The organism is Allostella sp., from assembly GCF_041913585.1.
GTDB lineage: Bacteria > Pseudomonadota > Alphaproteobacteria > ATCC43930 > Allostellaceae > Allostella.
This window is the reverse complement of record NZ_JAYSFE010000111.1, coordinates 1-12710: the sequence shown is the minus strand read 5'-3', so window position 1 is coordinate 12710 and position 12710 is coordinate 1. Positions and strand designations below refer to the sequence as shown.

The following is a 12710-nucleotide window of genomic DNA, read 5'->3' as shown; positions in this document are numbered from 1 at the left end:
CCGGGCTCGACCGCGTAGTCCAGCGTCCCGCCGGCGAGCACGGTGGCGCCCAGCACCGCGGCATCCTGGTAGATGCGGAGCGCGTCCTCGTCGCCGGTGCGCCCGGAGGCGAGCGTCACCCACCGGCCGGCACGGTCGCCCTTGGGGAAGGGCTTGGCGTCCCAGCGCGGCTGGACGCCGCGGCGGTCCGGCACGATCCAGATCTGGAACAACGTCGTCGGCACCTCCTCGACATTGTATTCGGCGTGCCGGATGCCGGTGCCGGCCGACATCACCTGCACGTCGCCGGCCTCGGTACGGCCGCGGTTGCCCAGGCTGTCCTCGTGGGTGATCGCGCCCGAGCGGACATAGGTGATGATCTCCATGTCGCGGTGCGGATGTGGCGGGAAGCCGGTGCCCGGCTGGATCTCGTCGTCGTTCCAGACGCGCAGCGCGCCGACGTTCATCCGCGCCGGGTCGTAGTACTCCCCGAACGAGAAATGGTGCCGCGCGTTGAGCCACTCGTTGCGGAAGCGGCCGAGCGAGGCGAAGGGGCGGCGTTCGATCATGGGTTCGGTCCTCCTTGCGGGCGATGGACGGTCCATCGATGTGAGGCGAATATGGCGCAGAACCAGGGCGGGCATAATCCGCCGCGACCGCATCGGATTAAATCGCTTTTGGAAACAATAATGGGTTGAACCCACGGATCGTTGCGCGCGTCGAAGGGGGCATAGCGTAAGGGGAGGGACCATGCTGCGATTTCTGGGGGCGTTCGCGGTTCTCGGCGCGGCGCTTGCGACCTGCACCCTGTCGGCCCAGCCGGCGCCGGCGGACGTCCAGCCGGTGATGCTGATCCTCGATGTTTCCGGCTCGATGAACCGGCCGATCGGAACGGTGCCGAAGATCGCGATCGCCAAGGACGTGGTGCGCGACCTCCTGGCCCGGTGGCCCGCAGGCCGGCCGGTCGGAATGACGCTCTACGGCCACCGCCGGCCGCGCGACTGCTCCGATATCGAGCAGGTCCGGGCGATCGGCCCGCTCGATGCCGGCGCGGCGGAGCGGATGCGGGGCATGGTCGCCGGCCTTGCGGCGCGCGGCGAGACGCCGATCGCGCGGACGCTGACCGGCGCCATCCCGGCCTTCGGCGGCCGCAAGGGGCGGATCATCCTCGTCACCGACGGGCGCGAGGAATGCGGCGGCGACGTCTGCGCCGCTGCCGCCGAACTGGCGCGCGCCGGCATCGACCTCACGGTCGACATCGTCGGCTTCGATCTCCGTCCGGAGGAGAAGGCGGCTCTGCAATGCGTCACCGAGCGCACCGGCGGGCGCTATTTCGACGCCGCCGACCGGGACGGGCTGGCGGCCGCCCTCGGCCGCGCCACCGCCGGACCCGATCTCGCCACGCTCGAAGTGACGGTCACCGAATCCGGGCGGCGGCCGACCGAGGCGGCGCGGGTGACGATCGAGGGCGGCACCCACACCGGGCTGGCGCTGACCGGCAATCCCGTCCGCTACCAGCTCGCGCCCGGCAGCTACCGGGTGACGGCGCAGGTGGCGAACGGTCCCGCCTCGGCGCCGGTCGAGGTCTCGCTCGCCAAGGGCGAACTCGTCCGCCGCACCATCGACATCGGCAGCGGTACCCTGGTGGTGGCGCTGGTCGCCGCCGACGGCCGGCCGATCCCGCGCGGGCCGCAGATCCAGCTGCGCGACGGCGACCGGCTGATCGCGGCCCTGAACGAGGAGCGGGCGCGGTTCCAGGCGCCGCCCGGCCGCTACACCGTGCGGGTGCAACTGACCACCGGGGCCTTCCAGGACCACGCCGTCGAGATCCGCGGCGGCGAGACGGTGGAGCGCCGGCTGACGGCCGAGATCGGCACGGTCGAGGTGACGGTGGGCGGGCGGTTCGCCGCCGGCCGTGGTCCCTTCCCCTATGTCGAGCTGCAGCAGGACGGCCGCTTCGTGACGGCACTGGCCGACAATCCGGCCCGCTTCACCCTCTTCGGCGGCCGCTACGCGGCGGGCGTGCGGATCGACGGGGCGCTGGTCGGCATGACGCCGGTCGAGGTGCGGGGCGGAACGGTGACCCCGGTCACGATCGCGGTGCCGTGACGGCGTAGGACGCGGCGAGGCCGGCGAGTTCGGCTGCCAGGAGCGGCCGCCATTCCGCCGGCCGCAGCAGTTCGGCGCCCGGCCCGAGCCAGCGCACCAGCTCGAAGACGAGGGCCGGGTCGGCCTCGCCATAGGTCATGACGACCCGGTCGCCGTCCGCGTCCGGCTCGAAGCGGGCGAAGCGGTAGAGCCAGTCGGCCTGCAGCCGGGCCGCCTGCGCCGCCGTCATGCGGACCGCGACCGGGCTGGAGCGTGCCCACTGCGCCATCGCCTCGCCGAGCCAGGTGCGGCCGAGGTGGCGGCGGACGTCGAACTCCGGGTCGCCGCGATACCGGAACGTGCTGGCGGCGATCTCGACCACCCGGTCGGCGCGCCAGAAGCGGCGGCGTCCATCCTCGCGCCGGCCGATCAGGTACCAGCGGTCGCGGTCCCAGATCACGCCCTCGGGCTCGGCCTCGATCTCGGCCGTCACCGTGCCGCGATAGGGCTGGCGGTAGCGGAGGCGCACCCGCGTCCGGTCGAGGATGGCGGCGACGAAGAGCTCGACCGCCCGGGCGGCCGTCGCCCCGGGTTCCCGGTCCTGGTCGGGCTCCGGATGGAAGAGGTCGGCCGCCGCCCGCTCGAAGCCGACGAGCCGCCGCGTTTCGGCCGCCAGCGACCGCAGGCGTGCCGGCAGTGCGGCCGCCAGCTTGCGCTCGGCGGCGTCGAGGGCGGCCGGGAACGGCGGAACCTTCAGGCCGCGCGCCAGCGCCAGCGCCAGCAGGCTGGCCACCGCCTCCTCGCGGGTGAAGGCGACCGGCGGCAGGAAATAGCCCTCGAGCAGCCGGTAGCCGCCGGCGGCGCCGCGCTCGGCATAGAGCGGCACTCCGGTCGCCGACAGCATCTCGACGTCGCGGTAGATGGTGCGGACGGAGACCTCGAAGCGCTGCGCCAGGCGCGGTGCCGTCACGGTGCCGCCGCCGCTCAGCAGCAGCAGGATGGCGAAGGCGCGCTCGATCCGGGTCATGGCGGCGAATGCTGACAGCGGCCGGGGTCGACTGACAATCGCAACCGCTGGAATCGGCGACAGCATACCTGACACGCCGCTGTCAGTTGCCGCCGCGTAGGCTCCCTGGCGTTGTCCAACCGAAGGAGAGCCTCCGATGCTCGACCATGTCTCGATCGGCGTCCGTGACGTCGCCCGCACCAAGGCCTTCTACGACGCGGCGCTGGCGCCGCTCGGCTATCGCTGCCTCTCCGAAGGCGCGGATTCGCTCGGCTACGGCGCCGGGCAGGTCGTGTTCTGGATTTCGCAGACCGACCATCCGGTGGCGGCCGACATGCGCTCGGGCCTGCATTTCTGCTTCTCCGCCCCGGACCGCGGGGCGGTCGACCGCTTCCATGCGGCGGCACTCGCCGCCGGCGGCAGCGACAACGGCCCGCCGGGACTGCGCCTGGACTATTCCGCCACCTACTATGCCGCCTTCGCCATCGACCCGGACGGCTACCGGGTCGAGGCCTATCACGGCGGCTGACCCGATGCGCCACGATGTCGTCTGGGAGCGTACCGGCCCGATGGGGCTGGAGCATCTGGCGCTCCATGTCGGCGAGGACGACATCCGCGCGGACGGACTTCTCGTGCTCGACCTCGGCGGCGACGTCGTGCGCGTCCGCTACGCGATCGACCTCGGGCGGGACTGGCGGACGCGTGCCGCCCGTCTCGCCCTCGACCGTGGCGGGCCGGTCGTGCGGCGGACGCTCGCCCGCCGGGGCGAGGCCTGGTCGGTCGACGGCGCGGCGCGCCCCGATCTCGCCGGCGCCTTCGACATCGACATCGCCGGCACGCCGTTCACCAACACCATGCCGCTGCGGCGGCTCGCGTTGGCGACCGGCGTGCCGGAGGCGATCCGCGTCGCCTATGTCGGACTGCCCGGTCTCGAGGTCGGCCTCGCCGAGCAGGAATACACCCGCCTCGGCGACGGCGCCGTCCGCTATCGCGGCCTCGGCACCGGGTTCGAGACGGTGATCGCGGCCGACGCGGCGGGACTCGTGGTCGACTATCCGCCGATCTGGCGGCGCCGGTAGGCCCGTCCCGCCGCGACGGTTGCGCGCTCGCTGGCGGAACCCGGGAAGAACGGATGGCGTTCGCACGTTGCCTTCCGGGCGGCCGGATCCAGGAGCGGGATGTCGAACGAACACGAGCTGCGTCACCATCTGCGCTACCGCACGCTGGCGGCGTTCCACCTGACGGCGGAGGCGCGCAGCGCCACCCGGGCGGCGGAACTCCTGGGCATCACGCAGCCGGCGGTCAGCCAGCTCCTGGCCGGGCTGGAACGGGCCGTCGGGTTCCCGCTCTTCGCCCGCGGTGCCGGACGCGGACTGGAGCCGACGCCGGAGGCCCGCGAACTGCTGGCCGACGTGCGCCGCGTCCTGGAATCGATGACGGCCCTGGAACGCTGCGTCCGCGCGATGACCGAGGTCGACGAGCCCGGTGCCGCCGGGCTGCGCCATGGCGGCGCGCCGAAATAGCCCCGAGGTGAACCGGCGGTTATCGAAACTCTGCCCGGAAGCGTGCATCCATCGATCTGACCCGCCGGTACAGAACCCTGGACGAGAATCGAGACGGGGGGCGGTGGTGGAGCTCGATCAGGTGCGACAGCAACTCCGGCAGCGAAACCTGGAAGCCTTCCGGATCGTCTGCGAGACGGGCAGCGTGACGCGGGCCGCGGAGCGGCTGCAATTGTCGCAGCCGGCGATCAGCCAGCTGATCGGGCGGCTGGAGCGCGCGTTCGGGTTCCGGCTGTTCGAGCGCGGCACCGGCCGCCGCCTGCAGCCCACGGCGCAGGCCCGGGCCATTTATCTCGACGCCTGCGCCACCCTCGAGGCCATGGCCCGCCTGGAGGCGACGGCGCTCGGGCTGATCCCGCCGCGGCCGCCGGCGGATGTCGATCCGACGCTGGCGCGCGAGTCCGCCTGCGCCTGACGGCCGGCAGGTCCCCCGGAGAGCGTCCGGACCTACCGGCCGGTATGGTGCCGCCGCCGATTGGGCCTATATTCCACGGCAGCATCATTCCACCGGAGCCATCTCCATGACCGCCTGCATCGTCGGCTGGGCCCACAGCAAGTTCGGCAAGCTGGAGGGCGAAACCCTCGAATCGCTCATCGTCCGCGTGGCCGCCGACGCTCTGGCCGACGCCGGCCTGTCGCCGGCGGACATCGACGCCATCTATGTCGGGCACATGAACGCCGGCTTCGTCCGCCAGGAGTTCCCGTCGTCGCTGGTCATGCAGGGCTCGGACCTGTTCCGGTTCAAGCCGGCGACCCGGGTCGAGAATGCCTGTGCCACCGGATCGGCCGCCATCCATCAGGGGCTGAACGCCATCGCCGCCCGCCGCGCCCGCCGGGTGCTGGCGATCGGGGTCGAGAAGATGACCGAGGTCACCGGACCGGCGGTGGGCGACATCCTCATCCGTGCCAGCTACCTGCCGGAGGAGGGCGATACCGAGGGCGGCTTCGCCGGCGTCTTCGGCCGGATCACCCAGGCCTATTTCCAGAAGCATGGCGACCAGTCGGACGCGCTGGCGCGGATTGCCGCCAAGAACCACAAGAACGGCGCCGTCAACCCGCTCGCCCAGATGCAGAAGGACCTCGGCTACGAGTTCTGCCGCACCATCTCCGACAAGAACCCGCTGGTCGCCGGGCCGCTGAAGCGCACCGACTGTTCGCTGGTCTCGGACGGCGCGGCGGCGGTCGTGCTGGCGGACGTCGACACCGCGCTCGCCATGCCGAAGGCGGTGGTCTTCCGCGCGGCCGAGCAGGTCAACGACTTCCTGCCGATGTCCAAGCGCGACATCACCCTGTTCGAGGGCTGCGAGGTCGCCTGGAAGAAGGCGCTCGCCGCCTCCCGCCTGACCCTCGACGACCTCGATCTGGTCGAGACCCACGACTGCTTCACCTCGGCCGAACTGCTCGAATACGAGGCGATGGGCCTGACGCCGCGCGGCCAGGGCGCGCGCGCGGTGCTCGAGGGCTGGACCGAAAAGGACGGCAAGCTGCCGGTCAACCCGTCGGGCGGCCTCAAGTCCAAGGGGCATCCGATCGGCGCGACCGGCGTCTCGATGCACGTCCTCGCGGCCCAGCAGGTGACCGGGACGGCCGGCGGCATCCAGGTCGAGGGCGCGAAGCTGGCCGGGGTCTTCAACATGGGCGGCGCCTGCGTCGCCAACTACGTCAGCATCCTGGAGCCGCTGCGATAGCGCGGCGCGGCGCCGGGGGCGGTCAGGCCGGCCGCCCCTCGCGGTAGCGGCCGAAGGTCGCGCGGGTGCCGGGGCCGAAGAGAACGACCTCGTACTCCTCGTGCCGGCCGCCCTCCATTCCAGGCGAGCCGGCCGGCATGCCCGGGACGGCGACCCCGGTCGCCGCCGGCCGCTCGGCCAGCAGGCGGCGGACGGCATCGGCCGGGACGTGCCCCTCGACGACATAGCGGCCGACGGTGGCGGTGTGGCAGGAGGCGAGGTCCTCGGGTACGCCGAGCCGCGCCTTGGCGGCATAGAGGTCGCCGGTCGTGACATCGACGCGGAAGCCCGCCTGCCGCATGTGCCCGATCCAGCCGTCGCAGCAGCCGCAGGACGGGTCCTTGAACACCTTCACCGCCGGCGGTTCGGCCGCGGCGGCGGGCCGGCCGGCGATCAGGGCCGCGGCGGCGGCCAGCAGTTCGCGTCGTCTCATGGGCGGGATTCCTTCGGTTGGCGCCGCGGCGCGGCCGGGGCGAAGCGCGCGGCTGGGGTGGCATGGCCGGGGGCGGCGGTCTCCGCCAGGTCGTCGAGGATCGGGCAGTCCGGCCGCTCGTCGCCGTGGCAGTGGCGGGCGAGATGTTCCAGCGTGCGCACCATCGCCTGCAGTTCGTCGATCCGGCGCCGCAGTTCGGCGATGTGGCCGACGGCGACCCGGCGGACGTCGGCCGAGGCCCGCGACCGGTCGCGCCACAGGGCGAGCAGGGCCGCGATCTCGTCGACGCCGAAGCCGAGGTCGCGGGCGCGCCGGACGAAGCGCAGGGCGTGGAGGTCGGCCGCGTCGTAGGTGCGGTAGCCGGCGGCCGTCCGTTCCGCCGGCGGGATCAGGCCGACCTCCTCGTAGTAGCGGATCATCTTGGCCGAGACGCCGGATCGCGCCGCCGCCTCGCCGATGGTGACGGCGCCCGTCACAGCCGCGTCCCCCGCAACCGCAGGGCGTTGCCGATGACGCTGACCGAGGACAGCGCCATGGCCGCGGCCGCCACCACCGGCGACAGCAGGATGCCGAAGGCGGGGTAGAGCACGCCGGCCGCGATCGGCACGCCGGCCGAGTTGTAGGCGAAGGCGAAGAAGAGGTTCTGGCGGATGTTGCGCATGACCGCACGCGACAGGCGCCGGGCGCGGACGATGCCGCCGAGGTCGCCCTCGAGCAGGGTGACGCCGGCGCTCTCCATGGCGACGTCGGTGCCCGTCCCCATGGCGATGCCGATGTCGGCGGCGGCGAGCGCCGGGGCATCGTTGACGCCATCGCCCGCCATCGCCACCACGCGGCCGGCCCGCCGCAGTTCCGCGACGACCTTGGCCTTGCGCTCCGGCGTCACCTCCGCCTCGATCTCGTCGATGCCGAGGCGCTGGCCGATGGCGGCCGCGGTGCGCGCATTGTCGCCGGTCAGCATGACGATGCGCACGCCTTCGGCCCGCAGGTCGGCGATGGCGCCGGGCGTCGACGCCTTGATCGGATCGGCGACGGCGACCGCTCCGAGGAGGCGCCCGCCGGCGGCGCAGAAGACGACGGTGGCGCCCTCGCCGCGCAGCCGGTCGGCGGCGGTCTGCAGCGGCGCGACGGCGATCCCAGCCTCGGCCAGGAAGGCCGCGCTGCCGATCCGCACGCGCGCCCCTTCGACCGTCGCCTCGGCGCCCTTGCCGGTCGGCGAGTCGAAGTCGGCGACGGCCGGCAGGGCGATGCCGCGCGCGGTCGCGGCGCGGACGATGGCCTCGCCGATCGGATGCTCGCTCGCCCGCTCGACGGCGGCTGCGAGGCGCAGCAGTTCGGCCTCGTCGACCCCGTCGGCCGGGACCAGCTCGGTGACGGCAGGGTGCCCCGCGGTGAGCGTGCCGGTCTTGTCCACGATCAGCGTGTCGACGCGCTCCATCCGCTCCAGCGCCTCGGCGTTGCGGATGAGGACGCCCGCCCGGGCGCCGCGGCCGACGCCGACCATGATCGACATCGGCGTCGCGAGGCCGAGGGCGCAGGGGCAGGCGATGATGAGCACCGCGACCGCGGCGACGAGGCCGTAGGAGAGGCGCGGTTCCGGCCCGAAGGCGGCCCAGGCGGCGAACGCGACGGCCGCGGTGGCGATCACCAGCGGCACGAACCAGCCCGAGACCTTGTCGGCGAGGCGCTGGATCGGGGCGCGGCTGCGCTGGGCCTCGGCCACCATCTGGACGATGCGCGCCAGGACCGTGTCGCGGCCGACCTTCTCGGCCTCCATGACGAAACCGCCGGGGCCGTTGACGGAGCCGGCGAGCAGGCGGTCGCCCGGCTCGCGGGTCACCGGCAGGGACTCGCCCGTGACCATCGACTCGTCGATGGCCGCCCGTCCTTCGACGACGCGCCCGTCGACCGGCACCTTCTCGCCCGGCCGCACCCGCAGCCGGTCGCCGGGGGCGACCATCTCGATCGCCACCTCCTCGTCCTGCCCGTCGGCACGCAGCCGCCGCGCGGTGCGCGGCGCGAGGTCGAGGAGGGCGCGGATCGCGCCGGACGTCTGGTCGCGCGCCCGGAGCTCCAGCACCTGGCCCAGCAGCACCAGCACGGTGATGACGGCGGCGGCCTCGAAATAGACCGCGACGACGCCGCCGTGGCCGCGGAAGGCGGGCGGGAAGAGGTCCGGTGCCAGGGTGGCGACGACGCTGTAGAGCCAGGCGACCCCGGTCCCGAGCGCGATCAGCGTGAACATGTTGAGGTTGCGCGTCACCAGCGACTGGGCGCCGCGCACGAAGAAGGGCCAGCCCGCCCACAGCACGACCGGCGTTGCGAACGCCATCTGCACCCAGGCCGAGGCCGCCGGCTCCAGCAGGTGGATGCCGGCCAGGTGCCCCCCCATCTCCAGCATGAAGACCGGGATGGTCAGCACGAGCCCGATCCACATCCGCCGCGTCATGTCGATCAGCTCGGGGTTCGGGCCGGCATCGGCGGAGGCCAGTTCCGGTTCCAGCGCCATGCCGCAGATCGGGCACGAGCCGGGGCCGATCTGCCGGACCTCGGGGTGCATCGGGCAGGTGTAGACGGTGCCGGCGGCGGCCGGAGGGGCTGCCGGCCGAGGCGACAGGTAGCGGCCCGGGTCCGCCTCGAACTTGGTGCGGCAGCCGGCGCTGCAGAAATAGTAGGTCTGGCCGCCGTGCTCCGTGCGGTGCTTGGCGGTCGCCGGATCGACCGTCATGCCGCAGACCGGGTCCTTGACCGCGGCCGCCGGGGCGGGTGCGAGGTACTTCGCCGGGTCCGCCTCGAACTTGGTGCGGCAGCCGGCGCTGCAGAAATAGTAGGTCTGGCCGCCGTGCTCCGTGCGGTGCTTGGCGGTCGCCGGATCGACCGTCATGCCGCAGACCGGGTCCTTCGCCTTCGCGCCGTGGCCGCCGCAGCAGGAATGTCCGTGGCCGTGGTCATGCCCGTGGTCATGCCCGTGGCCGTGGCCGCTTGGCGGGTGGTGGTTCGTGTGGCCGTGCGCCATCGCCGTCTCCAGCATCGGGGGTTCGCAGTCGGCCCCTCATGTAGTCCTTCCCATCATGGGAAGGTCAAGGGGCTTTCCGCGGCAGGGTGACGAGGACCCGGAAGCCCCCGCCCGGCGGATCGTCGAAGCGGATGGTGCCGCCATGGGCTTCGACGGCGGCGCGTGCCACCGTCAGGCCGAGGCCGCTCCCGGCGGGCGCGGATGCGGGGTCGCCGAGGCGGCGGAACGGCGTGAAGGCTTCGGCGCGTTCCGCGGGTGCGATGCCGGGGCCGGGATCGGCAATGGCGACGACGACGCCGCCGCCATCCGCCCGGACCGAGACGGAGGCCGCACCGCCATGCTTGACGGCATTGTCGACGAGGTTCGCGAGGGCGCGCTTCAGGAGGATCGGGCGGGCCGTCACGACAGCCGCGGCGCCGCTGCCATCCTCTTCGAGACGAGCCGGCCGTCCGGCGTCGGCCGCTTCGGAGACGACCGTCGCGACGAGCGCGGCGACGTCGACCGGTCGCGCCGGCTCGCCGCCGCCGTCGCCGCGCAGGAAGGCGAGGGCGCTGTCGACCATCGCCTCCATCTCGTCGAGGTCGGCGGCGATCGCGCGCTGCAGGTCCGGGTCCTCGACCAGTTCCGCCCGCAGGCGCAGGCGGGTGATCGGCGTCCGGAGGTCGTGGGAGACCGCGGCGAGCGTCTCGGTGCGCTCGGCCACCATGCGCTGCAGCCGCGCCTGCATGCGATTGAAGGCTGCGGCCGCCAGCCGCAGTTCGCGCGGTCCGGCCTCCGCCACGGGCGCCGCCGCCATGTCGCGACCGAGCCGGTCGGCCGCCGCCGCCAGCGTGCGCAGCGGCGCCGTCAGCCAGCGCACCAGCAGGATCGAGACGGCGAGGATGCCGAGCGCCATGACCGTGGTCGAGACGATCAGGCTCGCATGGTCGCCGGGCGGCCCGTGGCCGCCGGCCTCGTAGATCCAGATGCTGCCGACATGCGAGATGCCGAGCCCGACCATCAGGATGGCGATGACCCGGGCCGCGATCGAATCCGGCAGCGGCATCACAGCGTCTCCACGTCGGGCATGAAGAGGTAGCCGGCCCCGCGCACCGTCTTGACCAGCGGCTGGTCGCCCTGGCCCCGCTCCAGCTTGCGCCGGAGCCGGCTCACCTGGACGTCGATGCTGCGGTCGTGCGGGTCGCCGTGGCGGCCGGACTGCTCGAGCAGGAACTCGCGCGACAGCACCCGGTGGGGCCGGGCGGCGAAGGCGAGCAGGAGATCGTACTCGCCCGCCGTCAGCTCGACCACCGCGCCGTCCGGATCGAGCAGCTCGCGCCGGCGCGGGTCGAGCGTCCAGCCGGCGAAGGCGAGGCGGGAGCGGCCGGCGGATGCCGGGTCGCGCGTCCCGACGCGACGCAGGACCGCGCGGATGCGCGCCAGGAGTTCCCGCGGATTGAAGGGTTTGGCGAGATAGTCGTCGGCGCCCATCTCGAGCCCGAGGATGCGGTCGGTGTCGTCGCCGCGGGCCGTCACCATGATGATCGGCACGGCGGAGCGGGCGCGGACGCGGCGGCAGAGTTCGAGCCCGGAGACGCCCGGCAGCACGAGGTCGAGGACGACCAGGTCGGGCGCGTCGGCGGCCAGGGCGGCTTCCATGTCGGCGGCATCGCGGGCCGTCGTCACGGCGAAGCCGTTGCGGCCGAGGAACCCGGCCAGCAGGCGGCGGATCTCGCCGTCGTCGTCGACCACCAGGACGCGTGCCGCCGTCTCCCCGCCGCCGCTCATGGCGGCCAGTCTAGCACCGTCTCAGGGGACCTTCTCGATGCGGGTGATGGTCATGGCGCCGCCGCCGCGCTCGGCGGCGAAGCGTACCTTGTCGCCGGCGCGGACGGCCTGGAGCATCGCCGGGTCGGCCACCCGGAAGACCATCGTCATCGGCGGCATGTCCCATGCGGCGATCGGGCCGTGGCGGATCGTCATCTTGGCGGCGGCGGCGTCGATCCGGCGGACCTCGCCTTCGACCTCCACCGGCTGGGCGACGGCGCCGACGGCGGCGAGGAGCCCGGCCGCGAGCGCGACAGCGGGGAGGATTCGCATCGTCGGTTGCTCCGGTTACTTCACCGTGATGGTGCCGAACATCCCGGCTTCGCGATGGCCGGGGATGAGGCAGGAAAAGTCGAACTCGCCGGCACGGGTGAAGCGCCACAGGATCTCGCCGGACCGGCCCGGCGCCAGGCGCCGGGCGTTGGGGTCGTCGTGCTCCATCTCGGGGAACTTCTCCATCTCCTTGGCGTGGGCGAGGTTTTCCTCCAGCGTCGCCACCACCAGTTCGTGGTCGAGCGCGCCGCGGTTGCGGAGGACGAAGCGGATCTGTTCGCCCCGGCGCACGGCGATGCGGTCGGGCACGAAGGTCATCCGGCCGTCCGCTTCGCGCATCGTCACCTGGACGATGCGGGCGGGGCGGCGCGGGTCGCCCGGTTCGCCGTAGGCGCGTTCGTCGTGTCCATGGCCCGGCTTGTGGCCGGGGGACGCGGAGGCGGCCGCAGCCGCGAGCAGGGTGGCGGCGAAGACGGTCGGTCGCAGCATCGGGAAGGTCTCGCGGAGGGTCAATGGTGGCCGTGGCCGCCGGACGGGCGCGGCTTGACCGCGCGCACGGCCGGAGCCGACGACGGGGCGCTGCGGGCACGCCGCGGCGCATCGGTGGGCCCGGTCCATTCGTAGGCGACGGTGCCGGGCGGATGGCGATACCAGCCCGGGTCCCGGTAGTCGTCCCGTCCCAGCCCCTCGCGGACCTTGGCGACGGTGAACATGCCGCCCATCTCGATCGGGCCGAACGGGCCGGCGCCGGTCATCATCGGCAGGGTGTTGTCGGGCAGCGGCATCTCCATCTCGCCCATGTCGGCCATGCCGCGCTCGC

Annotated in this window: 16 protein-coding genes; 6 read left to right on the top strand and 10 right to left on the bottom strand. The window is 73.2% G+C overall.

What is annotated here, in order from left to right; all coding sequences use genetic code 11:
- Positions 1 to 548 (bottom strand): pirin family protein (locus ACE3Q3_RS18450; protein WP_374448580.1); only part of this gene is annotated, 548 nt, incomplete at its 3' end.
- A gap of 181 nt (positions 549 to 729) precedes the next feature.
- Between ACE3Q3_RS18450 and ACE3Q3_RS18445 the strand changes: the two genes are divergently transcribed.
- Complete coding sequence (locus ACE3Q3_RS18445) at positions 730 to 2088, top strand: VWA domain-containing protein (RefSeq protein ID WP_374448578.1); 1359 nt, start codon at positions 730 to 732, stop codon at positions 2086 to 2088.
- Here ACE3Q3_RS18445 and ACE3Q3_RS18440 read toward each other — a convergent pair.
- Positions 2069 to 3094: a helix-turn-helix transcriptional regulator gene (locus tag ACE3Q3_RS18440; RefSeq protein ID WP_374448576.1), complete on the bottom strand. Its 1026-nt coding sequence runs from the start codon at positions 3092 to 3094 to the stop codon at positions 2069 to 2071. The two genes, ACE3Q3_RS18445 and ACE3Q3_RS18440, sit on opposite strands and share 20 nt — an antisense overlap.
- Before the next feature lie 136 nt (positions 3095 to 3230).
- Here ACE3Q3_RS18440 and ACE3Q3_RS18435 point away from each other — a divergent pair, with 136 nt between their 5' ends.
- From ACE3Q3_RS18435 to ACE3Q3_RS18415, 5 genes are all read left to right on the top strand, one after another.
- A complete protein-coding gene (locus ACE3Q3_RS18435) occupies positions 3231 to 3602 on the top strand; it encodes a VOC family protein (RefSeq protein WP_374448574.1) in 372 nt (123 codons plus the stop codon).
- 4 nt (positions 3603 to 3606) lie between these two features.
- On the top strand, positions 3607 to 4152 hold the full coding sequence (locus tag ACE3Q3_RS18430; RefSeq protein WP_374448572.1) for a putative glycolipid-binding domain-containing protein: 546 nt from the start codon (positions 3607 to 3609) through the stop codon (positions 4150 to 4152).
- 99 nt (positions 4153 to 4251) lie between these two features.
- Complete coding sequence (locus ACE3Q3_RS18425) at positions 4252 to 4596, top strand: LysR family transcriptional regulator (RefSeq protein WP_374448570.1); 345 nt, start codon at positions 4252 to 4254, stop codon at positions 4594 to 4596.
- A 103-nt stretch (positions 4597 to 4699) separates the two neighbouring features.
- Positions 4700 to 5050, top strand: coding sequence for a LysR family transcriptional regulator (locus ACE3Q3_RS18420; protein ID WP_374448568.1), 351 nt, complete (start codon positions 4700 to 4702; stop codon positions 5048 to 5050).
- 106 nt (positions 5051 to 5156) lie between these two features.
- A complete protein-coding gene (locus tag ACE3Q3_RS18415) occupies positions 5157 to 6323 on the top strand; it encodes an acetyl-CoA acetyltransferase (RefSeq protein WP_374448566.1) in 1167 nt (388 codons plus the stop codon).
- Positions 6324 to 6345: 22 nt separating this feature from the next.
- Here the strand turns inward: ACE3Q3_RS18415 and ACE3Q3_RS18410 are convergent, their stop codons facing one another.
- The 8 genes from ACE3Q3_RS18410 to ACE3Q3_RS18375 form a co-directional block, all read right to left on the bottom strand.
- On the bottom strand, positions 6346 to 6795 hold the full coding sequence (locus ACE3Q3_RS18410) for a DUF411 domain-containing protein (protein ID WP_374448564.1): 450 nt from the start codon (positions 6793 to 6795) through the stop codon (positions 6346 to 6348).
- Complete coding sequence (gene cueR / locus ACE3Q3_RS18405; RefSeq protein WP_374448562.1) at positions 6792 to 7271, bottom strand: Cu(I)-responsive transcriptional regulator; 480 nt, start codon at positions 7269 to 7271, stop codon at positions 6792 to 6794. The genes ACE3Q3_RS18410 and cueR overlap by 4 nt, the downstream gene beginning before the upstream one ends.
- Positions 7268 to 9679: a heavy metal translocating P-type ATPase gene (locus ACE3Q3_RS18400; protein ID WP_374448560.1), complete on the bottom strand. Its 2412-nt coding sequence runs from the start codon at positions 9677 to 9679 to the stop codon at positions 7268 to 7270. Before ACE3Q3_RS18400 ends, cueR begins: the two co-directional genes overlap by 4 nt.
- Before the next feature lie 196 nt (positions 9680 to 9875).
- Complete coding sequence (locus ACE3Q3_RS18395) at positions 9876 to 10856, bottom strand: ATP-binding protein (protein ID WP_374448558.1); 981 nt, start codon at positions 10854 to 10856, stop codon at positions 9876 to 9878.
- On the bottom strand, positions 10856 to 11578 hold the full coding sequence (locus tag ACE3Q3_RS18390; protein ID WP_374448556.1) for a response regulator: 723 nt from the start codon (positions 11576 to 11578) through the stop codon (positions 10856 to 10858). Before ACE3Q3_RS18390 ends, ACE3Q3_RS18395 begins: the two co-directional genes overlap by 1 nt.
- A gap of 21 nt (positions 11579 to 11599) precedes the next feature.
- The gene (locus tag ACE3Q3_RS18385; protein WP_374448555.1) at positions 11600 to 11890 is read right to left on the bottom strand and encodes a copper-binding protein; all 291 of its coding nucleotides are present in this window, start codon (positions 11888 to 11890) and stop codon (positions 11600 to 11602) included.
- 15 nt (positions 11891 to 11905) lie between these two features.
- A complete protein-coding gene (locus ACE3Q3_RS18380; RefSeq protein ID WP_374448553.1) occupies positions 11906 to 12379 on the bottom strand; it encodes a plastocyanin/azurin family copper-binding protein in 474 nt (157 codons plus the stop codon).
- Positions 12380 to 12399: 20 nt separating this feature from the next.
- On the bottom strand, positions 12400 to 12710 hold a 311-nt coding region (locus ACE3Q3_RS18375), incomplete at its 5' end, for a hypothetical protein (RefSeq protein ID WP_374448551.1).

What these genes read in the sequence shown, in the direction of transcription:
- ACE3Q3_RS18410 (WP_374448564.1), bottom strand. Translation starts at nt 6,795, where the DNA reads ATGAGACGACGCGAACTGCTGGCCGCCGCCGCGGCCCTGATCGCCGGC.
- ACE3Q3_RS18385 (WP_374448555.1), bottom strand. Translation starts at nt 11,890, where the DNA reads ATGCGAATCCTCCCCGCTGTCGCGCTCGCGGCCGGGCTCCTCGCCGCC.
- ACE3Q3_RS18390 (WP_374448556.1), bottom strand. Translation starts at nt 11,578, where the DNA reads ATGAGCGGCGGCGGGGAGACGGCGGCACGCGTCCTGGTGGTCGACGAC.
- ACE3Q3_RS18400 (WP_374448560.1), bottom strand. Translation starts at nt 9,679, where the DNA reads ATGACGGTCGATCCGGCGACCGCCAAGCACCGCACGGAGCACGGCGGC.
- ACE3Q3_RS18425 (WP_374448570.1), top strand. Translation starts at nt 4,252, where the DNA reads ATGTCGAACGAACACGAGCTGCGTCACCATCTGCGCTACCGCACGCTG.
- ACE3Q3_RS18440 (WP_374448576.1), bottom strand. Translation starts at nt 3,094, where the DNA reads ATGACCCGGATCGAGCGCGCCTTCGCCATCCTGCTGCTGCTGAGCGGC.
- ACE3Q3_RS18430 (WP_374448572.1), top strand. Translation starts at nt 3,607, where the DNA reads ATGCGCCACGATGTCGTCTGGGAGCGTACCGGCCCGATGGGGCTGGAG.
- ACE3Q3_RS18435 (WP_374448574.1), top strand. Translation starts at nt 3,231, where the DNA reads ATGCTCGACCATGTCTCGATCGGCGTCCGTGACGTCGCCCGCACCAAG.
- ACE3Q3_RS18395 (WP_374448558.1), bottom strand. Translation starts at nt 10,856, where the DNA reads ATGCCGCTGCCGGATTCGATCGCGGCCCGGGTCATCGCCATCCTGATG.
- ACE3Q3_RS18445 (WP_374448578.1), top strand. Translation starts at nt 730, where the DNA reads ATGCTGCGATTTCTGGGGGCGTTCGCGGTTCTCGGCGCGGCGCTTGCG.
- ACE3Q3_RS18415 (WP_374448566.1), top strand. Translation starts at nt 5,157, where the DNA reads ATGACCGCCTGCATCGTCGGCTGGGCCCACAGCAAGTTCGGCAAGCTG.
- ACE3Q3_RS18380 (WP_374448553.1), bottom strand. Translation starts at nt 12,379, where the DNA reads ATGCTGCGACCGACCGTCTTCGCCGCCACCCTGCTCGCGGCTGCGGCC.